Consider the following 19,316-nt stretch of genomic DNA (forward strand, 5'->3'; position numbering starts at 1 on the left):
GTTGAGAATTAGTTCTGCTATTGCTACATATTCCCACAAAAATAAAAGTTATGATGAGCCTGTGGGTTGCAAAAGAAATGCGCGGTAGCAACTGCTGCTACGAAATATTGTTGAAGAAAATGCCAATTGCAGAATCGGTGGGAAAACTATGGAAAATGATGCGGTAACGCTCTGCTGCCCAAATGAATATTGTCAATCTGCTAATCCCCTCACCCACAAATTTTGCCAGCAGTGTTCCACACCCTTACCGAAGCGTTATCTCTGGGCTGTGGGAGATGCTCTAGACCACTATCATCCTGGATCTATCTTAGCTGATACCAGCGGACAGCAAAGCGATGCCAGCGGCGGGCAAAGCCAACGCTATTTAGTCATTAATAAATCTATACTTTTAGATATCAAACCTGGTTTATTGCCCCAAATACCTGAATTAGATGATGTAGATAAAATTAAACCTTATCTCAAACTAATTCCCTATCGTCTCCATATACCGCAAGTTTATGGAGTTTTCAATTTAAGTAATGGGCAGATCAAAACAGAAATATTACTATTAGAAAGACCACCATTAATAATTGATGCAACCATCACTCAAGCAAATCTATGCAGCACTTTAGATACTGTTTGGAGTGAAGCTTCATCAATTCGCCAACTTCATTGGTTGTGGCAATTAGCTAATTTGTGGCAGCCCCTAGCCATTGAAGGAGTAGCATCTAGCCTCATAGACCCCTATGTATTAAGAGTTGAAGGGGTACTAATTCGCTTACTGGAATTGCGTTTTGATGGCAAAAACCCACCGACATTATCCCAATTAGGAGAATTTTGGCGGCAACTACTCAAAAATACTAAACCAAATATTGCGCCATTTGTTCAACAAGTTTGTGATCTACTAATTCAGGGGGAAATTAACTCATCGAGCCAATTAATTCAAATTTTAGATCAAGGATTGAGCCAATTAGAAAAATTCCAAACAACTACTATTAAAATCTATACCAAAACAGACTCAGGCCCAAGCCGTCCACGCAATGAAGATGCTTGTTACCCCTGTGCGGATACTCTGATTAATAAACCACCTCAAAATAACGCCCTAGCCATTGTCTGTGATGGTATTGGTGGACATGAAGGCGGCAATGTGGCTTCTAACCTGGCAATTGAAACTATTAAGCAACAAGTCAAGGAACTGACTTCACTTCCTGACGATTATATAGATCCCTCAATGCTACTTTCTGATTTAGAACGAGCAGTAGCAACCGCTAATGACAAAATCAGCCAGCGCAACGATAGCGAAAATCGTCAAGGACGACAACGCATGGGAACAACCATTGTGATGGCTTTACCTGTTGCCCATGAAATGTATATTACCCATGTCGGTGATAGTCGTGCCTATTGGATTACTCGCCATAGTTGTCATCAAGTTACCTTAGATGATGATGTCGCGTGCCGTGAAGTCCGTTTAGGCTATGCTCTCTACCGAGAAGCATTGCAACATAATGGTTCAGGCTCATTGGTTCAGGCTTTGGGAATGGGTAAAAGTACCTCACTACATCCCACATCTCAACGCTTTATTATTGACGAAGATGCTGTTTTCTTGCTCACATCCGATGGCTTGAGTGATTTTGATAGGGTGGAAGAATCTTGGGAAACTGAAATATTACCCCTTCTCTCCGGGAAAACAAGTATAGAAGATGTTGCCCAAAGACTAATAGAAGTTGCCAATACTAAAAATGGACATGATAATGTCACTGTTGCTTTAGTACATTATGATGTTAAATACTCTGAACCAGATATAATAATTACAGCAAATATTTTTAACCTTTTAGCTAACACATTATTAGATCCATTCGCTGATCCGGTCAATGGTGAGAGTTTTATTAATAATCAGAAAACTCAAGTTATTGCCGAAAATAAAAATATCAAACTTTCCCAAGTACCATTACAGTTGTTGATTATTTTAGGATTAACGTTATTCGCAGGTTTATTAGGATATTGGTTTAAACTACAACTCAAATCACCAACAAAAATATTTTCATCTCCTTCCCCATTTTCTACTCAACTGCCAAATCTGGCTACACCAAGAACTTTACAAAATCTCTCGACTAATTGGGTAATTCAAGCTAATAGTCCCATAACTGTAAATAATAAAACTTTTCCGGCTGAAAGTTTTTTCCAAGTTATGGAGAAAAAAGCTAATCCTAATGCTGAAGATAATCCACAAGTGCTTTTGCGCGTCTGTAAACAATCCAATTCTGCACCACAAACTTCTAAAACAGTCCAACTTAACTTTTCTGAACTACAAAATTTAGCTAAGGACATATCTATATTACAATCTGATCAACGCAGTCCTTGTGGGCAAACAACTGACAACTGACCACTGACAACTAACAACTAACAACTGACCACTGACAACTAACAACTGACCACTGACCACTGACCACTGACAAAAATATCTGTGTCTTGAACGTTTAGTTTCTACCAATCCATGTCCAGCCTGAATTTGGCGATGCCTTCGGTGAGTATAGCGATCGCCCGTCTAGTAAATACTGGTACAGATCACTTCGCCATTTGGGTAGTAAAAGCACCATATCCCAGTGGCTATGTTCTCCGTGATTGTATTTTCTCGGCTGAACTTAATCAAGTTTGGCAAGAATGGCAGCAAATGTTTGCTGGTCATAGTCCATTAGATGTTACATCCGGTGCAACTTCCGCATTAGTTAAGACATTACCCTTAACTATAATTTCATCTACTGAAGGTCAAATTCCCAGTCCCTATAGTAGTCGTCTGATGCAATCCTTGGGCATTAATCTCTGGCAATGGATATTTGATGGGGCTATTCTGAGTAGTTGGGAACGGAGTCGGGGGATAGCTATGGGTCAACAGACTCAATTACGCTTTCGTTTGGAAATCCGTGATCCTGATCTGATTGCTTTACCTTGGGAAATTATGCAGCGGGAAGTAGGACAATCAGCCATATCTCTATCCCAAGATGTTTTATTTAGTCGGACTATCAGCGAAGTTGAACCTCTGCCAGAATTGCGAACCGACCGGGCTGTCAATATTCTGTTGGTGTTAGGACATGATCAGAAATTACAATTAGATCAGGAAGCGTTATTACTGAAAAAGACATTGTTAGAGGGTCGCCCTGTGGGTAAAACTGCCGCTGGATATGCACCTAGTACAGTAAAAACATTGGTGCAACCTACTAAGACAGAGTTAATTCGGGAGTTAGAAACTAAAGCTTATAATGTATTCTTTTATGCTGGACATGGATTACCAGATCCAGATGGAGGCTCATTATTTTTAGGAAATGAACTGAGAATGAATGGTAGAGAATTAGCTCAGATTTTAACTCGTACAGGCATAAAACTGGGAGTTTTTAACGCTTGTTGGGGAGCGCAACCAGCAGCAGTTGATCACCAGGCTATACCTGCTAGTAGTTTGGCTGAGGTGCTGATTCGTCATGGTGTGCCAGCGGTTTTAGGGATGCGTGATCAAATTGCTGATGCCGAAAGTCATAGTTTTATTCAAACGTTTGCTGCCAGTTTGCGATCGCGTAAATCAATTGATGAAGCAGTGACAATAGCCAGACAAGAACTATTAACACTGTATAAATTCAATCAACCAGCTTGGACATTACCAGTTCTCTACCTCCATCCTGATTTTGACGGAGAACTGATTAAGGATGTAGGTGAAGGAGTTACGGAACTACCAGATACATGGATTTCTGGCACAGCTACCCCTAGGAATACAGCTTATTTGCGATGCCTAGGGCGGGCGAAGACATCGCTCTTGCCAGGGGGTAAAACTTGGCCATTACGTCCTGGTGTCACCCGCATCGGTCGCACGAAAGATAATGATATTGTCATCCCCGAAATTTATATTTCCAAACGCCATGCGGAAATTTTATGTCGGCATACTCTCCAGGAAACTACATCAATTACTACTTATTACTTGCAAGATTTCTCCACCTATGGAACTACCTGGTATTTAAGCCCTAACGGTTGGCAACAAATCCTGCGGGAAGAAGTACCTTTAACATCGGGAATGCAGTTGATGTTTGGGAGTTCTAAAGGTGAAATTTGGGAATTTATTCGAGAAGAAGATAGTAGAAGTCAGTAGTTAGAAGTCACCGAGTCACCGAGTCACCGAGTCACCGAGTCAGGAGTAAAACCCTGTTGTGGTCTGAGTTTCATTAATTGTAAGTTAACAGGACAATTAATGTGCTTACCACCTTGTTTGTTTGATATTATTTATCTGCTATTTACTGTATTAAGATTTCTTAACTTCAACAGATAAAGATGCTGGAGTTAATTATTTTACGGAAATCCAATTCTTCAGATTGTAGCTGTCAACAAGAGCAATGAATTAATAGTGAGAAGAAAATGACAAACCAAATTAACGACTTAAATATTTTAAATATTGTCCCCTCGAATATAGATTTAGAATTTCTAGAAGCACTACTAGAACCTGAAGATGCTACATATCCCTGGAATCTGGCTGATGAAGCCTCAGAAGCTTATTTTCATGATTTAGAACTACAGTTTGGTTTGCAAGAGTTCTCAAACGCAGAACTGATCACGAGTGCTGATAATTTTTATCAAAACCTAGATATAATTTGGGATCAAGTTACTGTTATTGAAGACAAAAATATTAATAAAAATACAGTTAATTATCTTCAGGAAGCTTTGCAAACTGCTTTTTCGGTTATCCCTGGAGTTTTACTCACTGCGATAGCGCAAAAGGCTTCTGAAGTTTTCATTCTTGAACAATCAGTTAGTGAGAAACTAATGGAATGTGTGCAAGCTTTACTACCCAATTGGGAAACAGATGATCTGTTGGTTTTAGCTCGTCCTTTTGCTTATGCAATGCGAAGTGGTGAATCACACACACTAACATCCATAATTAGAGATATTGAACATCGAGATTGGGCAAGTTTATCAGAAATAGAACAAGCAAAAATTACTTTAGCGATCGCTGATTATGCCCTTCAACATCTCTCAAACTCTGACTCCTAACTGGGCGCAGGCCCTGCGCCCCTACTTCCGCTGATTATGCTCTACAACATCTCTCAAACTCAAACTCTTAACTGGGCGCAGTCCCTGCGCCCCTACTTCCGCTGATTATGCTCTACAACATCTCTCAAACTCAAACTCTTAACTGGGCGCAGGCCCTGCGCCCCTACTTCCGCTGATTATGCTCTACAACATCTCTCAAACTCAAACTCCTAACTGGGCGCAGGCCCTGCGCCCCTACTTCGGACTCCGGCTATTTTGAGTCGAGAAAGCGGGTAGCAAAGTTTTGTGATCTTGTTGGTGATAATACCCGGGCTTTGAGAATGGCAGCCATGAGAAAGGCATAAGATAAAACACCAACTACTACCAAGAAAAAAGCATTAATAGAACCTGTCGCATTCCATAAAGCGTGAAGTGCAGAAGCACTCAAATAACCCACAGAGAGAATTTGCTTGCCTTTCAGGGGTTTTAATACAGCCAAACCAACAAAGTAGCCTAAATATCCGCTATAAGCCATGTGTCCAGCTACAGAACCTAAAATGCGGGGAATAAGTAGCTGTAAACCCATTGATTGACCAGAATTTTGAGAAATTAAGGGTACATACTGACCAAGGGTTTCTAGTAAAGTAAAGCCCACAGCGGAAGCTGTACCCAGAAGAATGCCATCCAAGGGTTCCCAAACTCCAATCCGTTCTTTCCAAGGAGATGGTAAGGAGTTGCCAATCCAATACGCGCCTAATACTGGTAATATTTTTAGCAGTTCCTCCATTAACCCCGCACCAAAAAACATTCGTACTAATAATTCGGTAAAAGTGATCCCATCTTGAGATGTAGTATCCAACGTTCCAGGTAAGATATCTCGGAATACTTTGATGAATAAATCTAATATAGGACTGAGCAAAATTAACATTGTACTCAATGCCACAGCCATGAGTACCCACCAAGGCTTGGATTTACCACATAATTGATAAACAAAATAGTAAGCCGCAAAAGCAATGTAAGATCCCACAATTACCTGATTTGCCTGGGGATAACCTACACTAGCAAACATCAACACTACAAAAACTACCGTCAAGATTCCTGGTATAAGGTAGGCTTTGCGAGTTAGATCCTTACCAGTAGAGATAATAGGAAACAATTGTGTGAAGCTTACAGAATCTTGCTTTGATGATAAATGATGGTTATTAACAGATGATAATACTGTGGCTTTACTAACATTTATCACCGTTTTTTGAGCAATAACTTCATACTCGAAAATAAATTGTGGTCCATCAGCACCAAGGGAAATGTGATCACCTAAATGTAATTCTTGACATCCTTGTAAGTGTTTTCCATTTAAAAAAGTGCCATTGGCACTATTCAAATCACAAATTACCCAGCTATGACGGCTGTCTGGAGACAAAGAAAGGGGACGGATTACCGCATGACGACGAGATACCATTCGGTATATCATGGCATCCAAGACAATTTGGCAGATGGGGTCACGTCCAATTACCATTTCTTTACCAGGAAGCAATGAGTAGCGAGATGCTGACTCTGAAGCTTCGACCTTACTGGACACCAACCGCAGAAATGCATTCTGTCTTGCGTTTTTGCCTGTCATCGAGTTACTGAGTGTGTCTAAACAAATTCTATGGCTGATGCCACGCTATCAAATTTTGTGGTAGTAGACTTGACTTTAGCAATATTCACGGCCGCGCACCCTTTCTAAATATACTATAGCTTTACTAATCTTCCCATTGCTCTCTCCAAAATACAAAATTGAAAAATCATTTTTTTTAACATATCTCTTACGGGAGCCGTAGGCATACCACTCTAGATGCAGAGAACACAAAGTAAAGGAAAATTCTTAACTGCAATGTATTGGAATATATACAATTTACACAGAAACTGGACAAAAGACTTTCAATTCTGTTCCATTTTTCCTGCTATAAGAATGATAAATGATATTTGAAAAATTTTAAGTAGTGTAGGGTGGGCAATGCTCACCCTAGGTATATTATGGCTACGCCACGCAAACTATCAAAAATCAAATATTAGTCCTATCAATACCTTAGCCATTTTTGTGTAGGTCGGGTTGAGCCAAGAGAAACCCGACGTATTTGTTGGGTTTGTTCCCTCAACCCAACCTACGAATCAATGATTTTTTTTTAGCTAAGAGGTCGTTTGATAGCGTAGCCATAAAGTCATGATTGATGTATCAAATATTTTTTTACCCCACCCTAACCCTCCCCTTGGAAAGGTGAGGGAACTTCATTTTCCGATTTCCCCCCTTTATAAGGCTACGGTGTACACACATCTCTAGACAGGATGCTAAACGTGATCCGATCCCCCTAAATCCCCCTTAAAAAGGGGGACTTTGAAGAATTTAGCCCTCCTTTATAAGGCTACGGTGTACACACATCTCTAGACAGGATGCTAAACGTGATCCGATCCCCCTAAATCCCCCTTAAAAAGGGGGACTTTGAAGAATTTAGCCCCCCTTTTTAAGGGGGGTTGGGGGGATCTAAACGTTGTGGGGCAACTCTAGAAGACTTGTGTGTACACTGTAGCCTTTTTAAGGGGGGTTGGGGGGATCTAAACGTTGTGGGGCAACTCTAGAAGACTTGTGTGTACACTGTAGCCTTTTTAAGGGGGTTGGGGGGATCTAAACGTTGTGGGGCAACTCTAGAAGACTTGTGTGTACACCGTAGCTTATTAAGGGGGGATTAAGGGGGGTAAAAAATCACGACGTATTACTTTTCAAACATCGTCTAAGGTATTGCATCCTGTTAATCCTTAAATCCTGGCAATCCTGATTCAGACTTTATTTTTGAGAATGACTACTCCGAATTATCCAATAACTAATTGATAGAGAAAGAACCGCAATCCCTAAACCGATAATTTCTATACCTTCAGTTACTTTTAAATCAAGAATAATAATTTTCCGAGCAATGGCAATCAAAGAAGTAGCAATAACTAATTCAACTTGTAAAACGTGCTTTTTTAAGTAGCCAGTAATATTTTCTAATATTTCTAAAGCAATTAAAACATTCAGAAATAATCCAAAAGTTTGAAATAATGTCTGACTAAAACGACCTTTTTCTGGAGAAAGTATTTCCCAAAAAATAAATATTGCTAAGTCAGAAAGTGTAGCGAAAATTACTATTACCATAAGTAGAGATAGTAATTTGGAAACTATTACCTCGATTATTTCAATCAAGTGAATAAAACTTTTATCATTGCTAACTTCTAGAAACCTTTTAATTAATTTTCTCATTTGATACTCCTTGGTTAAAGTTAAGCTGAAAATTATGAAGATAAAACAAAAACCTTGTAGATAAATCTCAAGGATAAAAAAGCATCATATATTTTCTGCTTTCACAAACTTTGCAGTTTAAGAAATTGCATTTAAAAGTAATAGCTTATTACGGTTCTACCGCTCCCTTTATGATTTTCCCGGAAAAATATGGCGTAAACCCTTATCATGATTAGGTTTGAGGCTTTAATATTCCTCAAAAATAGCGATCGCTTATTAATTTAGATCAAACCCATGTACAGCAACGGTTTTAGACACCTAAAAGGGATGTTTGATCATAAGGGGAACGGTAGAACCCTTATTACTTAGATTTTAAGATTAATCATGATCATGCTTTGACAATTTAGGTATTTAAAATAATAATCATAACTATTGATCATTAACTATAGATTAAATTGTGAATTCCTAATTGAGGAATCTAATTAAAAGCTTACCATTGGGAGGACTGAAGTTGATAATTTTTAATAGTAGATTCTATAAGAATTGGTAATAATTGCACAGCACAGGCTTTTAATTCTGGTTGGTGGGAATCAGGACAAGCTTCTGGATGGGTAAGCGTATTAGCTTCCGCATCATCTGCCCATAGTTTACCCCAGTGCATAGGTACAAAGACAGTACCGGGAGAAATAGCTTTTGTGACTTTAGCCGGAAACTTAGTTGTACCACGACGCGATCGCACTTCTAACCACTGATTATCAATAATACCCAAATTAGCAGCATCACGGGGATGGATTTCAATAAACGGTTGGGGGTGCAATTTGCGAATTTTCTCAATTCTGCCAGTGCGTGTTTGTGTATGCCAATGTCCGTACAATCTACCAGTAGTTAATATAAAAGGATAATTGTCATCAGGTGGTTCGGCTAAACCTTTAGAATAATATGCACCAAACGTAGCGCGTCCATCAGTTGTATGAAAGCATAAATTAGTATATAGACGTTTAGTTTCTGAATTACTACCTTGTGAATAAGGCCAATGAGTTGGACCTTGTGCGGCTAAAACCTCATGATTTAAACCAGACATATCACAAGGACGCTGACGAGTTAACTGGACAAATTCCTGATAAACTTCCGCAGAATTATTAAAAGCAAACTTATCTTCAAAACCTAATCTTCTTCCCACTTCTGCAAAAATTTCCCAATCAGCTTTTGCTTCTCTTGGTGGTTCACGAAAAGCTGAACACAGAGTTACAATTCTTTCAGAATTAGTCATAATTCCAGTTTTTTCACCCCACTGCGCCGCAGGTAACAAAACATGAGCATAAGCTGATGTTTCTGTTGGGTAATAAGCATCCTGATAGATAGTAAAAGGAGATTTTAATAAAGCCTTTTTAGTGCGTTCTAAATCTGGCATACTCACAGCCGGATTAGTAGCAGCAATCCATAATAAACCTACATTTCCTGTTTCCAAACCAGTAATTATTTCCCAAGCAGTTAAACCAGGAACAGAGGAAATTTGTCCTGTTTCTAAACCCCAAAAATCCTCAACTTCTGCCCGATGTTGGGCATTTTTTACCGACCGATATCCTGGTAATAAATGAGATAAACCTCCCGCTTCTCTGCCTCCCATAGCATTAGGTTGACCTGTCAAAGAAAAGGGACCAGCACCAGGTTTACCGATTTGTCCCGTCATTAAATGTAAATTAATAATCGTTCTGACTTTAGCCGTACCTTCAGAAGATTGATTAACACCCATTGACCATAAAGAAAGTACAGATTTTGATTTTCCCCAATATTTAGCAGCGGTTTCTAAATCTTCAATACTAATACCACAACGACTGGCTACAACTTCTGGTGAATAATGCCGAATTACCTCAGCATAAGCCGGAAAATTGCTAGTACAATCATCAATAAAAGCTATATCTATATAATTCCATTTCATTAATAAATGGGCCATCCCATTTAACAAATCAATATCTGTACCTGGACGAATAGCTAAATGTAAATCGGCTGCTTCTGCGGTAGGAGTGCGACGAGGATCAACCACAACCATTTTAACATGGCGATTTTTTTTATGATATTTTGCTAACCGATTAAAAATAATTGGATGACATTCTGCTGTATTTGTCCCAATTAAAAAAGCACAATCAGTTAATTCTAAATCATCGTAACAGCAAGGAGGCCCATCAGCACCAAAACTTTGAATGTACCCAGATACCGCGCTAGACATACACAACCGGGAATTAGCATCGAAATTATTAGTTCCTAAACAACCTTTAAGTAACTTTTGAGCAATATAATAATCTTCAGTTTGAAATTGTCCAGAACCATACATACAGATAGAATCTGTTGCTTGATTTAATCGCAATGTTTGAATACGTTGAGTAATAAGATCAAAGGCTTCATTCCAGCTTACCCGCCGAAATTCTTCATCTAAAGAATCGCGTACCATTGGATGATGCAATCTACCCTTATCTAAAGATTCAGCAATTGTCGCCCCTTTAACACATACCATTCCTTGACTTGAAGGATGGGATTTATCACCCCTAACTCGCCAAATTGGAGTTCCTTCACTATCTCTATTTGTGGCTTTTCCATGTTGGGCTGGTGGAGAAACTTCTAAACCACAACCAACACCGCAATAAGGACAAAGTGTTTTGGTAAATTCATTCATGGTATTTGCAGGGTTAAAAATTTATTTCGCGCAAAGACGCAAAGAAGCAAAGGTGCAAAGTACATTATTAGATTTTGCTTTTTTACGTCTCTGCGTGAGATAATTATTCTTCCATGAAAACAGGTTGAGAATTGATTATTTCTATCTCATTTTCATGATCAGATGCAAATGAATCTTTGGGTTCTTTGAGGAAGAATCCACACATGAAGGCGCAAATCATGGCGGCTATTCCCATTGTTGCAAATAGGGTTGATGCGTCTGTTAAACTAAAGATGGTCAGATAAACTACGCCGCCAAAGTTACCATAAGCACCGACGTTTCCGGCTATTTGTCCTGTTGCTTCTTTTTTGATTAATGGGACTATTCCATAAGTTGCACCACAACCAGCTTGAGCAAAGTAAGCAGCAAACATTGTCACAGCAATTGCTAAGGGAATAGGCCAATCTTTGTTAATGAAATGTGCCATTAAATAACCAATTGCAATCCCCGCAGAAACTATTGTTATTGTCCATTTACGCGAACCTAATTTATCAGAAATTAACCCACCGCTAGGACGAGAAATTAGGTTAAGAAAGGGATAAATAGAGGCAATCATTCCAGCTACAATATGTTCTAAACCAAAGGTTTTTTCAAAAAATGCCGGTAGCATGGAAACGACTGCAAGTTCTGAACCAAAGTTAGTAATGTAGGTAAATTCTAATAATGCTACTTGTCCGAATTGATAACGTTGATTTGCGGGGTAAGTCTTTTTCCCAGTTAGTAATTCTTGATTAACTTGATATGCTTGGTAACTTTGGTAAGCAAATAATCCTGCTAATACAACCCAAACTATATACATTTGGCTGAGTGTGAGGAAATGAATTTTCTTTTGTTCTAGTCTCCAAGCTAATAAGCCTAATGCGAATATTAAACCAAGGTTAGAAACAATTAACGCCCAAAAGCTTTTGATTGATGTTACTTCTAATGAGCCATTTTTCTTGGGTTTTTGATAAACTTTACCAATCGGTGTATCTTGAACGCTTTTAAAGTAGAATAATCCGTAAATTGCGGCAACAATTCCTGTTAATGCGATTGTTAATCTCCAGTTAGAACCACTACCACCTAAAAAGCTAGTTGCGATTGCAATTGTTGGTAAAGCAAATTCTGCTCCAAATGCGCCAAAGTTACCCCAACCACCATAAATACCTTGAGCAATTCCCATTTCTTTGGGAGGAAACCATTCAGCTACCATGCGGATTCCTACAACGAATCCAGAACCAACTATTCCCATTAATAAGCGACTTATTACTAATTGGTTAAAGTCTTGGGCTAATGCTGTTGCTAAACAAGGAACAACTGCAAACATTAATAACAGGGAATAGGTAATTCTTGGTCCGAATTTATCCAATAACATCCCAATAATCAGACGAGCGGGAATTGTTAATGCTAGGTTACAAATTCCTAATGTTTTAATTTGTTCTGGTGCTAAATGTAATTCTTTACCTATTGTGGTGGCGAAGGGGGCAAGGTTAAACCAACAAACAAATGTTAAGAAGAATGCAAACCATGTCTGATGTAAAATCCGATAGCGTCCTGTAAATGACAATAATCCTTTTAGCATTTTTGTTTCTCACACAATAATTTAACAATTGGATATGAAAACCTACAGACAATTATGAAATTGCCTAAATTGATGATTTATCAAACGCGGATAAACGCAGATGATTTGATATCTAGTTTGTGAGGTTATACTATTGCTGGTTCTCGCAATTTTGCATCAAATTGGGTAATTAGTATTTCTCTTAATATGGGTTGTAAGTCTTCGCAGGGAATACTTTTTTGCACACAAGTTCCTAAATGTGCGTCTTTTCCCACTGTTCCCCCCATGTAAATGTCTACACCTTCAGACATTTGGCCATTTTTACGGACTTTTGTTCCCATTAAGCCAATATCTGCTACTTGGGGTTGTCCGCAGGAGTTAGGGCATCCTGTCCAATGAATTCGCACAGGACGTGATAATATTAATTCAGATTCCAATGATTTAATCATTGCTAGGGCGCGATTTTTGGTTTCTATTAAGGCAAAATTACAAAATTGTGCGCCTGTACAAGATACTAATGATCGCATCAATAAACCAGGATTAACTGAAAATTTCTCTAATATTGATTCTGTGAAAAATGTTGTTAAACTCGAATCAGGAATATTAGGGATAATGATATTTTGTTCTACGGTAAACCGGATTTCTCCACTTCCATAAACTTCCGCTAATCGGGAAATTGCAAACATATCATCAGCAGACAATCTTCCGACGGGAATATTTAAACCTGCGTAGTTAAATCCAGGTTGTTTTTGTTTATATATTCCCACATGATCCCGTTTTTCCCAGTCAATTTCATCTTTAACTGCTGCGGGTAATAATGATTTACCAAACCGGGTTTCTACTTCAGCGCGGAATTTTTCTATTCCCCATTCATCAAGTAGCCACATTAATCGGGCTTTTAGTCTATTTGCGCGTAAGCCATGATCTCGGAAAATCTCGACAATGACTTTGCATAATGATACAACTTCGGCGGGAGATACCCAAACATTGAGAGGAATAGCAGCTTCACAACGTTTTGCCGAAAATAAGCCGCCGACAATGACGTTAAACCCAAAGATTGGGGTTTCATCTTCATTTCCCCAAAAAGCGGGAATAAAGGCTAAATCGTTAATTTCTGCATGAACTGAATTATCTCTTCCCCCAGTAATTGCAATATTAAATTTGCGGGGAAGATTGCTAAATTCGGGATTACCTTCACCGTTGTTAGTCAGCATATCTTGGATTTGCTGGACTAATTCTCTAGTATCATAAAACTCATCTTCATCTAAGCCAGCTACAGGATCACCTGTAATATTACGGACGTTATCCATCCCGGATTGGATAGTAGTCAATCCGACTTTGTGAAATTTATTAAAGATATCGGGAATATCTTCAAAACTGATCCCGCGTAGTTGTATATTCTGTCTGGTGGTAATATCGGCGCTGCCATTTTCACCGTAACGCTGTACCACTTCTGCTAAAGCAGACATCTGATTGCTGTTGAGAATGCCGTTAGGTAAACGCATTCGCATCATGAATTTACCGGGAGTGACTGGACGGAAAAATACACCTAACCATTTTAGGCGATGGTTGAGGTCGTTTTCGTCCATTGCTTCCCAACCGATTTGGGCAAAATTTTCTATTTCGCTTTTAACTGCGAGTCCGTCTTTTTCGGCTTTGAGTTTCTCGAATTTATTTAGTTTGTCTGTGGTAGTTGCTGTTTCTATCATGATCTTTTTTTGGGGAACAGGACTTAATTAACTGTGTATCCGTGTTCTTATCGGTTTTGTGCTTGCCACTTTGGGGAAATAACTGATAGTAGTTTCCTGGTTGGTGGTGTGACAGTTTCGATATTGTTACGTTAGTGTGATTTTTCATAACAATTCGTATAGTAGGTTACTAAATTTGAGCAATTATGCAAAAAACGAATATGGTAATTGCGGTTTTTGCATAAGCCAGATAATTTGTTTTTGCCAAATAAGCTTATATGAATTGTTTAAGCGTTGTTAAGTGAAAGTATGATGTTTTTCATGCAGAGACGCAGAGACGTAAAGGCGCAGAGACGAAGAAATTGAGAGATAGAATTTTTGACTTTTATACCTCGAATTGTCTCTAATCAAAATAGTGAAAGTTGACCTTCTTTTTTTAGTGTCCAACTATTTTCTCCTATTCGTTCTCCAATATCTTCCAATACACTCAAAATAGTTTGATTTTCTGGGGTAGTTCCATTTTTCAAAAGCGGTAACAGATGCAAAACTATTTCATCAAAATTTAAACTTTTATTTTCTCGTTCCATTCTGCGTAAATAACTAATCAAATAGTATTTAATTCTCAATTTTACATCAATATGTGACTTGAATTTTGCATCTTTTTTTAGGGTAAATAATTCAGTTTTTTCATCATAGTCAAAATTACCCATTAAAATAGTTGTTAAATCTGAATACTCTTTTTTTAACAAGTCTAAAAAGCCTAATTCTAAACCTTTAATAATTAGTTCGTCGTTAATTTGTTCCAGGGTTGCACCGTCATTTTTAGCAATAATTCCTTCAATAGTCTGAATAACAATTTCTGCAATATCCATTCCTAAATTGGCTTTCATTATGGCTTTAGGACTGCGAACTTTGCGAAAATTAATGATTAGTTGTCCTGATAAAACTGTAAAAGGATTTTGTCTTTTCTTAAAACTTGTTTGTCCGTTTTTTTGCGGTACTGCCCCGATATATTCAAAACCACAACTTTCCGCAGTGTCAATAATTAAATGCCAAAATTCAGGATCTTTATGAGCAAATACAAATGATAACCAACGATCAAATTTTAACACTCGATACATTTCTTTGATGCTTTCAGCTATTAATTGATTATATTGATATTTAGTTTTTTGATGTTCTCCTCCTTCAATTGCTTCTTGTTCATAGTCTTCCTCAGTTACTTCTAAATCAAGCCAAGTATTCCACATTATCGATAAATCTAAATAGGGGATTTTTTTCCCATAAGGAGGATCTGTATAGATATAGTCAACACTTTCTTTAGAAATAAAACTTAAATTAGTGGCTGAAGCTTTAAGTATTTGAGCATGAGAAATGGTTTTTTTATTAATATAATATTCGATCTCTTTTTTAGCTGATACTATTTTTTGAAATCGTAGTTCAAAATATTTCATAAAATCAAGTTCAACTGGGTTAGGTGCAATTCTATAGCGATAATAAACAAACAGAGAACAATTACCACCAGGACGAACAAGACGATTTGAAGTATGATATGTTAAATTTATTCTAGTTATCATTCCAGAAAACATTAGCATTAATGTTTTTTTGATGTTAATCTCTTTTTCTTTTTTAATTAGAGATTTTAATAAAGCTAACCGCGCTAATTGTTGCTCAGTAAATAACTGTTCTACAGTTTCCACATCTGAACCTTTAGGTAATTTTATACCTTTGGGATAGGGATATTTTGTTAATGCTTTTTTAATATCTGTTTCCGTAGTAGGTTCTTTCTTTTGATATTCTGTTTTTATTCTTTCAAAAGCTGCTGAAATTTCATTAAAATCTACAGGATTAATTAAGGAATTAACTAGAAAAACTGCCATAGGATTAATATCTGTACTAATGGCTTTTCTATTATTCATTAAAGCTTCAATTGCTGTTACTCCACTACCTCCAAAAGGATCAAGAATTAAATCCCCCGGTTGACTAAAATTTTTAATATATTCAGCTACAACATTCCAAGCTTGTTTAGTAAAATATCCATGAACGCCAAAATGTCTTCTCGCTGCTCGTTTTGTAACTACAATTTCTTCTAATAAAGGACGGGTATTATAATTAAAATCACCCTTAGATTTAACTGTAGCTATGGTAGTTTCATAATTAAAGTTTTTACCAGATTGAAAACTATTAGGTGATAAATATTGAGTTAATTTTTCCCAATGATATTCAATCTCATCAAGTTTAAAAAATAAAACAGGTATATTAGTTGCAGTAGTTTTAAATATAGCAAACTCTACACCATTACAAAGAGAAAAATAATTACTCCTAATTTCGGGGTGCGTAGCATAACTATAAACTTGCTCAACATTATCACCATCTTTGATATTTTGATTTGGTGCTTTAGCATCAAGTACCCAAGCAAAATTATTTTCTACTTTTAAAACGTAATCAGGAATAAGATTTACAGGGCGTTTTTTACTACCACTTTTCAAAAAAGGATGTTGTAATGTTTTACTACGAACTATATTTGTTTCTGTATACCCAAGTGCTTTTAAAATAGGAAGAATAATTACTTCTCTGACACTATCTTCTTTGAAATCTGGGTTTTGTTGTAGTGTCTGAAAGTTTAAATTACCAAAAAGATTATCCATTTTTTCTTTTTCCTTATCAAATTTTTAGATTAAAGCATTTTTAACCGCATCATGGCAAGTTTTTATAGCTATATATTATACTAAACCAAAACTTTATTATACATCAAACTTAATAGTTAAACAATTAACTTCAAAATCTGACACAATTTATTACTTATAAATTAACACTGGAGTAATGAACAGACATCACAAAACTAACATTATTAACAGCTTTTACAATAATCCAGTTATAAGTTTTGACTTCTTTTGCTCCTGGTATTGAATCTCCCCATTGTGTTAATTCTTGAAAAACGGCTGATGATATGATAATTTCTCCATAAAGTTGTTCTAATAATTGGATTTTTCCTATAGCTGAATAGATTAGTAATAGGTGAAGTATTGCTAACTATGATCATAAATTTTAGATAATTCCCAAGTTTTTTAAATCAACGTCTAAATCAGTTTCATCATAATGAATATTAATGTTTCTCATAGCTAATTCATTTTGAAATTGCAGTAAAGGCATTTTAGCCAGTTGGGATGCTTTACCGATACTATTTTTTTTTCTTTGAAACAATAAGATAATCAACTCTAAAACTAATTCTTTTTCTGATAATCCACTTGCTTGGACAATATCTTCGGAAATGACTAAGCTCATTGAGATCCTCCTGTTAAGACAGACTAGAAAAATTATAACACACAGGTAGAGGCTTGATACTTTCTGTTATAAATTTGAAAAGAGACACTAACTTATTTGCATCATTTTAAAAAGAAAATTAAGCAACAGCAAACTCTGTCAACTTCCGAGTTTCTGGATCATAAAAAGCTAAAACAATATCTTCTTTCGGTACACTTTCTCTTAATAAATCTGTAGCTATTCCCTCTTCAGTCCAATCTTCCTCAATGTAAATTTTCTCATTTTTAATGCGAATATAAACAGAAATTGTTTTTACTCGTCTATCATTTTTCCAACCAATATTAAACCAAAGATATTGACTTCTTTGATCATCAAACATTAACACCTCATCTATATCAGGATCAATTACTTGTGATGAGATTATTTCATATTCAGTTAAAATTTGTTTGATTAAGTTTTGATAATGAGTTAGCTTGTCCATTTGATAACCTCCTCTTGATTAATATCAATAACTAATAGTGAAACTTGATATTTTTGTAAAATCAGTTGAATAGCAACTTGTTCAAAAAACTTTTCATAAATATTTTTACCGATTGCTAAAAATACTTTATATTCAGGATGAGTAGCCAAAAGAAAAGTTTGATAAATCAGATATTGACCTAAAGCTGTTTCAAATTCACCCATGGGAGAACGACTCAAAAAACTTTTAACTTCAATAACAATTTGTTCACTCTCTTTTGTCGCAGCAATCGTTTTTTCACCAGCTAAATCAGCGATAAGTCTGATTTCTTCATACTTAATCGGATAAGGATCAGCGGTAATCGTCCAACCAGCCTTAATTAAAGCATTTTTAACTGCATCATGGTAAGTATCCTTTGCTGGCATTGTTTTATTTGTAATTACAGGGTAAATATTACCCACTCTAATATTATACTAAGCCAAAACTGCATCATATACAAAACTTAATAATTAAACAATTAACTTCAAAATCTTTATGAACAACAAGATCCCCGACTTCTTAAAGAAGTCGGGGATCTGAAACTCTGGCATCACAAAACTAGGAAATGCTACAATAGATAACGCCCATGAATATCATTTACATTTCTTTGGAGGAAATATTATGTTATCAACAGAACTTCAACAAGAATCAATGAAAACAAGAATTGAGAGAATTGTGAATATTTTGATGGAAGAACGTCCTTTATTTAAGGAAGAACTGAATGATGAGGAAATGATTCAGCATTTATGTAACATATTTCAGAAAAATTTATCTATTAAGGAGTTTAATATTATAGAAGATCAAGACTTAAAAAAACGTTGTAGCGGTATTTTGTCTGTAGAAATGCTGTCAGGATTATTAGATGATTTAACTCCTGAACAAATAGCTATTTTTGACGAAGCAGTTAAAAGGAAATAAAAATGACTTATTTATTAGATACTAACATTGTTTCTTTTGCTATCAAAAATAATCTCATAATTAAGGAAAGATTAGAAGAATTACGTTCACAAGAAGAATTAATATCTATTAGTTGCATTACTTATTTTGAGGTTAAAAGAGGTTTGTTTGCAGTAAAAGCAAGTAAACAATTAGAAAGATTTGATGATTTTTGTAAGGATTTTCAAATCATTTTCTTGGATGATTTAGCGATTTTAGAAAAAGCGGCAGAAATTCATGCAAATCTTAGATTAAGAGGATTACCAATCCAAACAGAAGATATTTTAATTGCTGCAACTGCTATTATTAAAGATTTTATTCTCGTTTCTAATGATAGTGATTTATTGAGAGTTGAAGGATTATGTTTAGAGAATTGGTTACAGGAATAGAAATAGATCCCCGACTTCTTTAAGAAGTCGGGGATCTGAGTATTGAGTATT

At 36.5% G+C, this 19,316-nt stretch carries 14 protein-coding genes; 5 read left to right on the plus strand and 9 right to left on the minus strand.

Features of this window, described 5'->3' with window-relative positions; genetic code table 11:
- Positions 1-148 precede the first annotated feature (148 nt).
- The 3 genes from EZY12_06550 (at position 149) to EZY12_06560 (ending at position 5,007) form a co-directional block, all read left to right on the plus strand.
- Entirely contained in the window at positions 149-2,362 is a 2,214-nt protein-coding gene (locus EZY12_06550; protein QSX69293.1) for a protein phosphatase 2C domain-containing protein, read from the plus strand.
- A gap of 132 nt (positions 2,363-2,494) precedes the next feature.
- Positions 2,495-4,111, plus strand: coding sequence for a CHAT domain-containing protein (locus tag EZY12_06555; GenBank protein ID QSX70546.1), 1,617 nt, complete (start codon positions 2,495-2,497; stop codon positions 4,109-4,111).
- A gap of 263 nt (positions 4,112-4,374) precedes the next feature.
- Positions 4,375-5,007: a hypothetical protein gene (locus EZY12_06560; protein ID QSX69294.1), complete on the plus strand. Its 633-nt coding sequence runs from the start codon at positions 4,375-4,377 to the stop codon at positions 5,005-5,007.
- Between the two features lie 250 nt (positions 5,008-5,257).
- On the opposite strand, the gene EZY12_06565 is transcribed toward EZY12_06560, so the two are convergent.
- From EZY12_06565 to EZY12_06605, 9 genes are all read right to left on the minus strand, one after another.
- Complete coding sequence (locus tag EZY12_06565) at positions 5,258-6,607, minus strand: PrsW family intramembrane metalloprotease (GenBank protein ID QSX69295.1); 1,350 nt, start codon at positions 6,605-6,607, stop codon at positions 5,258-5,260.
- 1,203 nt (positions 6,608-7,810) lie between these two features.
- Positions 7,811-8,263 carry a phosphate-starvation-inducible PsiE family protein gene (locus tag EZY12_06570; GenBank protein QSX69296.1) on the minus strand — a complete coding sequence of 151 codons (453 nt, stop codon included), beginning with the start codon at positions 8,261-8,263 and terminating at the stop codon, positions 7,811-7,813.
- Between the two features lie 469 nt (positions 8,264-8,732).
- Positions 8,733-10,913 (minus strand): nitrate reductase, encoded by a 2,181-nt coding sequence (locus EZY12_06575; GenBank protein ID QSX69297.1) that lies wholly within the window; start codon positions 10,911-10,913, stop codon positions 8,733-8,735.
- Positions 10,914-11,016: 103 nt separating this feature from the next.
- Complete coding sequence (locus EZY12_06580; GenBank protein ID QSX69298.1) at positions 11,017-12,513, minus strand: NarK family nitrate/nitrite MFS transporter; 1,497 nt, start codon at positions 12,511-12,513, stop codon at positions 11,017-11,019.
- Between the two features lie 125 nt (positions 12,514-12,638).
- Positions 12,639-14,201, minus strand: a complete 1,563-nt coding sequence (locus EZY12_06585) for a ferredoxin--nitrite reductase (GenBank protein QSX69299.1) — start codon at positions 14,199-14,201, stop codon at positions 12,639-12,641.
- 386 nt (positions 14,202-14,587) lie between these two features.
- On the minus strand, positions 14,588-16,825 hold the full coding sequence (locus tag EZY12_06590; GenBank protein ID QSX69300.1) for a type I restriction enzyme HsdR N-terminal domain-containing protein: 2,238 nt from the start codon (positions 16,823-16,825) through the stop codon (positions 14,588-14,590).
- Positions 16,826-17,225: 400 nt separating this feature from the next.
- Entirely contained in the window at positions 17,226-17,462 is a 237-nt protein-coding gene (locus tag EZY12_06595) for a UPF0175 family protein (GenBank protein ID QSX69301.1), read from the minus strand.
- 118 nt (positions 17,463-17,580) lie between these two features.
- The gene (locus EZY12_06600; protein ID QSX69302.1) at positions 17,581-17,922 is read right to left on the minus strand and encodes a XisI protein; all 342 of its coding nucleotides are present in this window, start codon (positions 17,920-17,922) and stop codon (positions 17,581-17,583) included.
- The gene (locus EZY12_06605) at positions 17,910-18,326 is read right to left on the minus strand and encodes a XisH family protein (protein QSX69303.1); all 417 of its coding nucleotides are present in this window, start codon (positions 18,324-18,326) and stop codon (positions 17,910-17,912) included. The genes EZY12_06600 and EZY12_06605 overlap by 13 nt, the downstream gene beginning before the upstream one ends.
- A 235-nt stretch (positions 18,327-18,561) precedes the next feature.
- Between EZY12_06605 and EZY12_06610 the strand changes: the two genes are divergently transcribed.
- A complete protein-coding gene (locus tag EZY12_06610; GenBank protein QSX69304.1) occupies positions 18,562-18,858 on the plus strand; it encodes a hypothetical protein in 297 nt (98 codons plus the stop codon).
- Positions 18,859-18,860: 2 nt separating this feature from the next.
- Positions 18,861-19,265: a type II toxin-antitoxin system VapC family toxin gene (locus tag EZY12_06615; GenBank protein ID QSX69305.1), complete on the plus strand. Its 405-nt coding sequence runs from the start codon at positions 18,861-18,863 to the stop codon at positions 19,263-19,265.
- Positions 19,266-19,316 lie beyond the last annotated feature (51 nt).

The organism is Dolichospermum sp. DET69 (assembly GCA_017355425.1).
Classification (GTDB): domain Bacteria; phylum Cyanobacteriota; class Cyanobacteriia; order Cyanobacteriales; family Nostocaceae; genus Dolichospermum.

Bases quoted from the DNA above. Each gene is read 5' to 3' on its own strand.
- EZY12_06550 (QSX69293.1), top strand. From the start codon at position 149: ATGGAAAATGATGCGGTAACGCTCTGCTGCCCAAATGAATATTGTCAA.
- EZY12_06555 (QSX70546.1), top strand. From the start codon at position 2,495: ATGCCTTCGGTGAGTATAGCGATCGCCCGTCTAGTAAATACTGGTACA.
- EZY12_06560 (QSX69294.1), top strand. From the start codon at position 4,375: ATGACAAACCAAATTAACGACTTAAATATTTTAAATATTGTCCCCTCG.
- EZY12_06565 (QSX69295.1), bottom strand. From the start codon at position 6,607: ATGACAGGCAAAAACGCAAGACAGAATGCATTTCTGCGGTTGGTGTCC.
- EZY12_06570 (QSX69296.1), bottom strand. From the start codon at position 8,263: ATGAGAAAATTAATTAAAAGGTTTCTAGAAGTTAGCAATGATAAAAGT.
- EZY12_06575 (QSX69297.1), bottom strand. From the start codon at position 10,913: ATGAATGAATTTACCAAAACACTTTGTCCTTATTGCGGTGTTGGTTGT.
- EZY12_06580 (QSX69298.1), bottom strand. From the start codon at position 12,513: ATGCTAAAAGGATTATTGTCATTTACAGGACGCTATCGGATTTTACAT.
- EZY12_06585 (QSX69299.1), bottom strand. From the start codon at position 14,201: ATGATAGAAACAGCAACTACCACAGACAAACTAAATAAATTCGAGAAA.
- EZY12_06590 (QSX69300.1), bottom strand. From the start codon at position 16,825: ATGGATAATCTTTTTGGTAATTTAAACTTTCAGACACTACAACAAAAC.
- EZY12_06595 (QSX69301.1), bottom strand. From the start codon at position 17,462: ATGAGCTTAGTCATTTCCGAAGATATTGTCCAAGCAAGTGGATTATCA.
- EZY12_06600 (QSX69302.1), bottom strand. From the start codon at position 17,922: ATGGACAAGCTAACTCATTATCAAAACTTAATCAAACAAATTTTAACT.
- EZY12_06605 (QSX69303.1), bottom strand. From the start codon at position 18,326: ATGCCAGCAAAGGATACTTACCATGATGCAGTTAAAAATGCTTTAATT.
- EZY12_06610 (QSX69304.1), top strand. From the start codon at position 18,562: ATGTTATCAACAGAACTTCAACAAGAATCAATGAAAACAAGAATTGAG.
- EZY12_06615 (QSX69305.1), top strand. From the start codon at position 18,861: ATGACTTATTTATTAGATACTAACATTGTTTCTTTTGCTATCAAAAAT.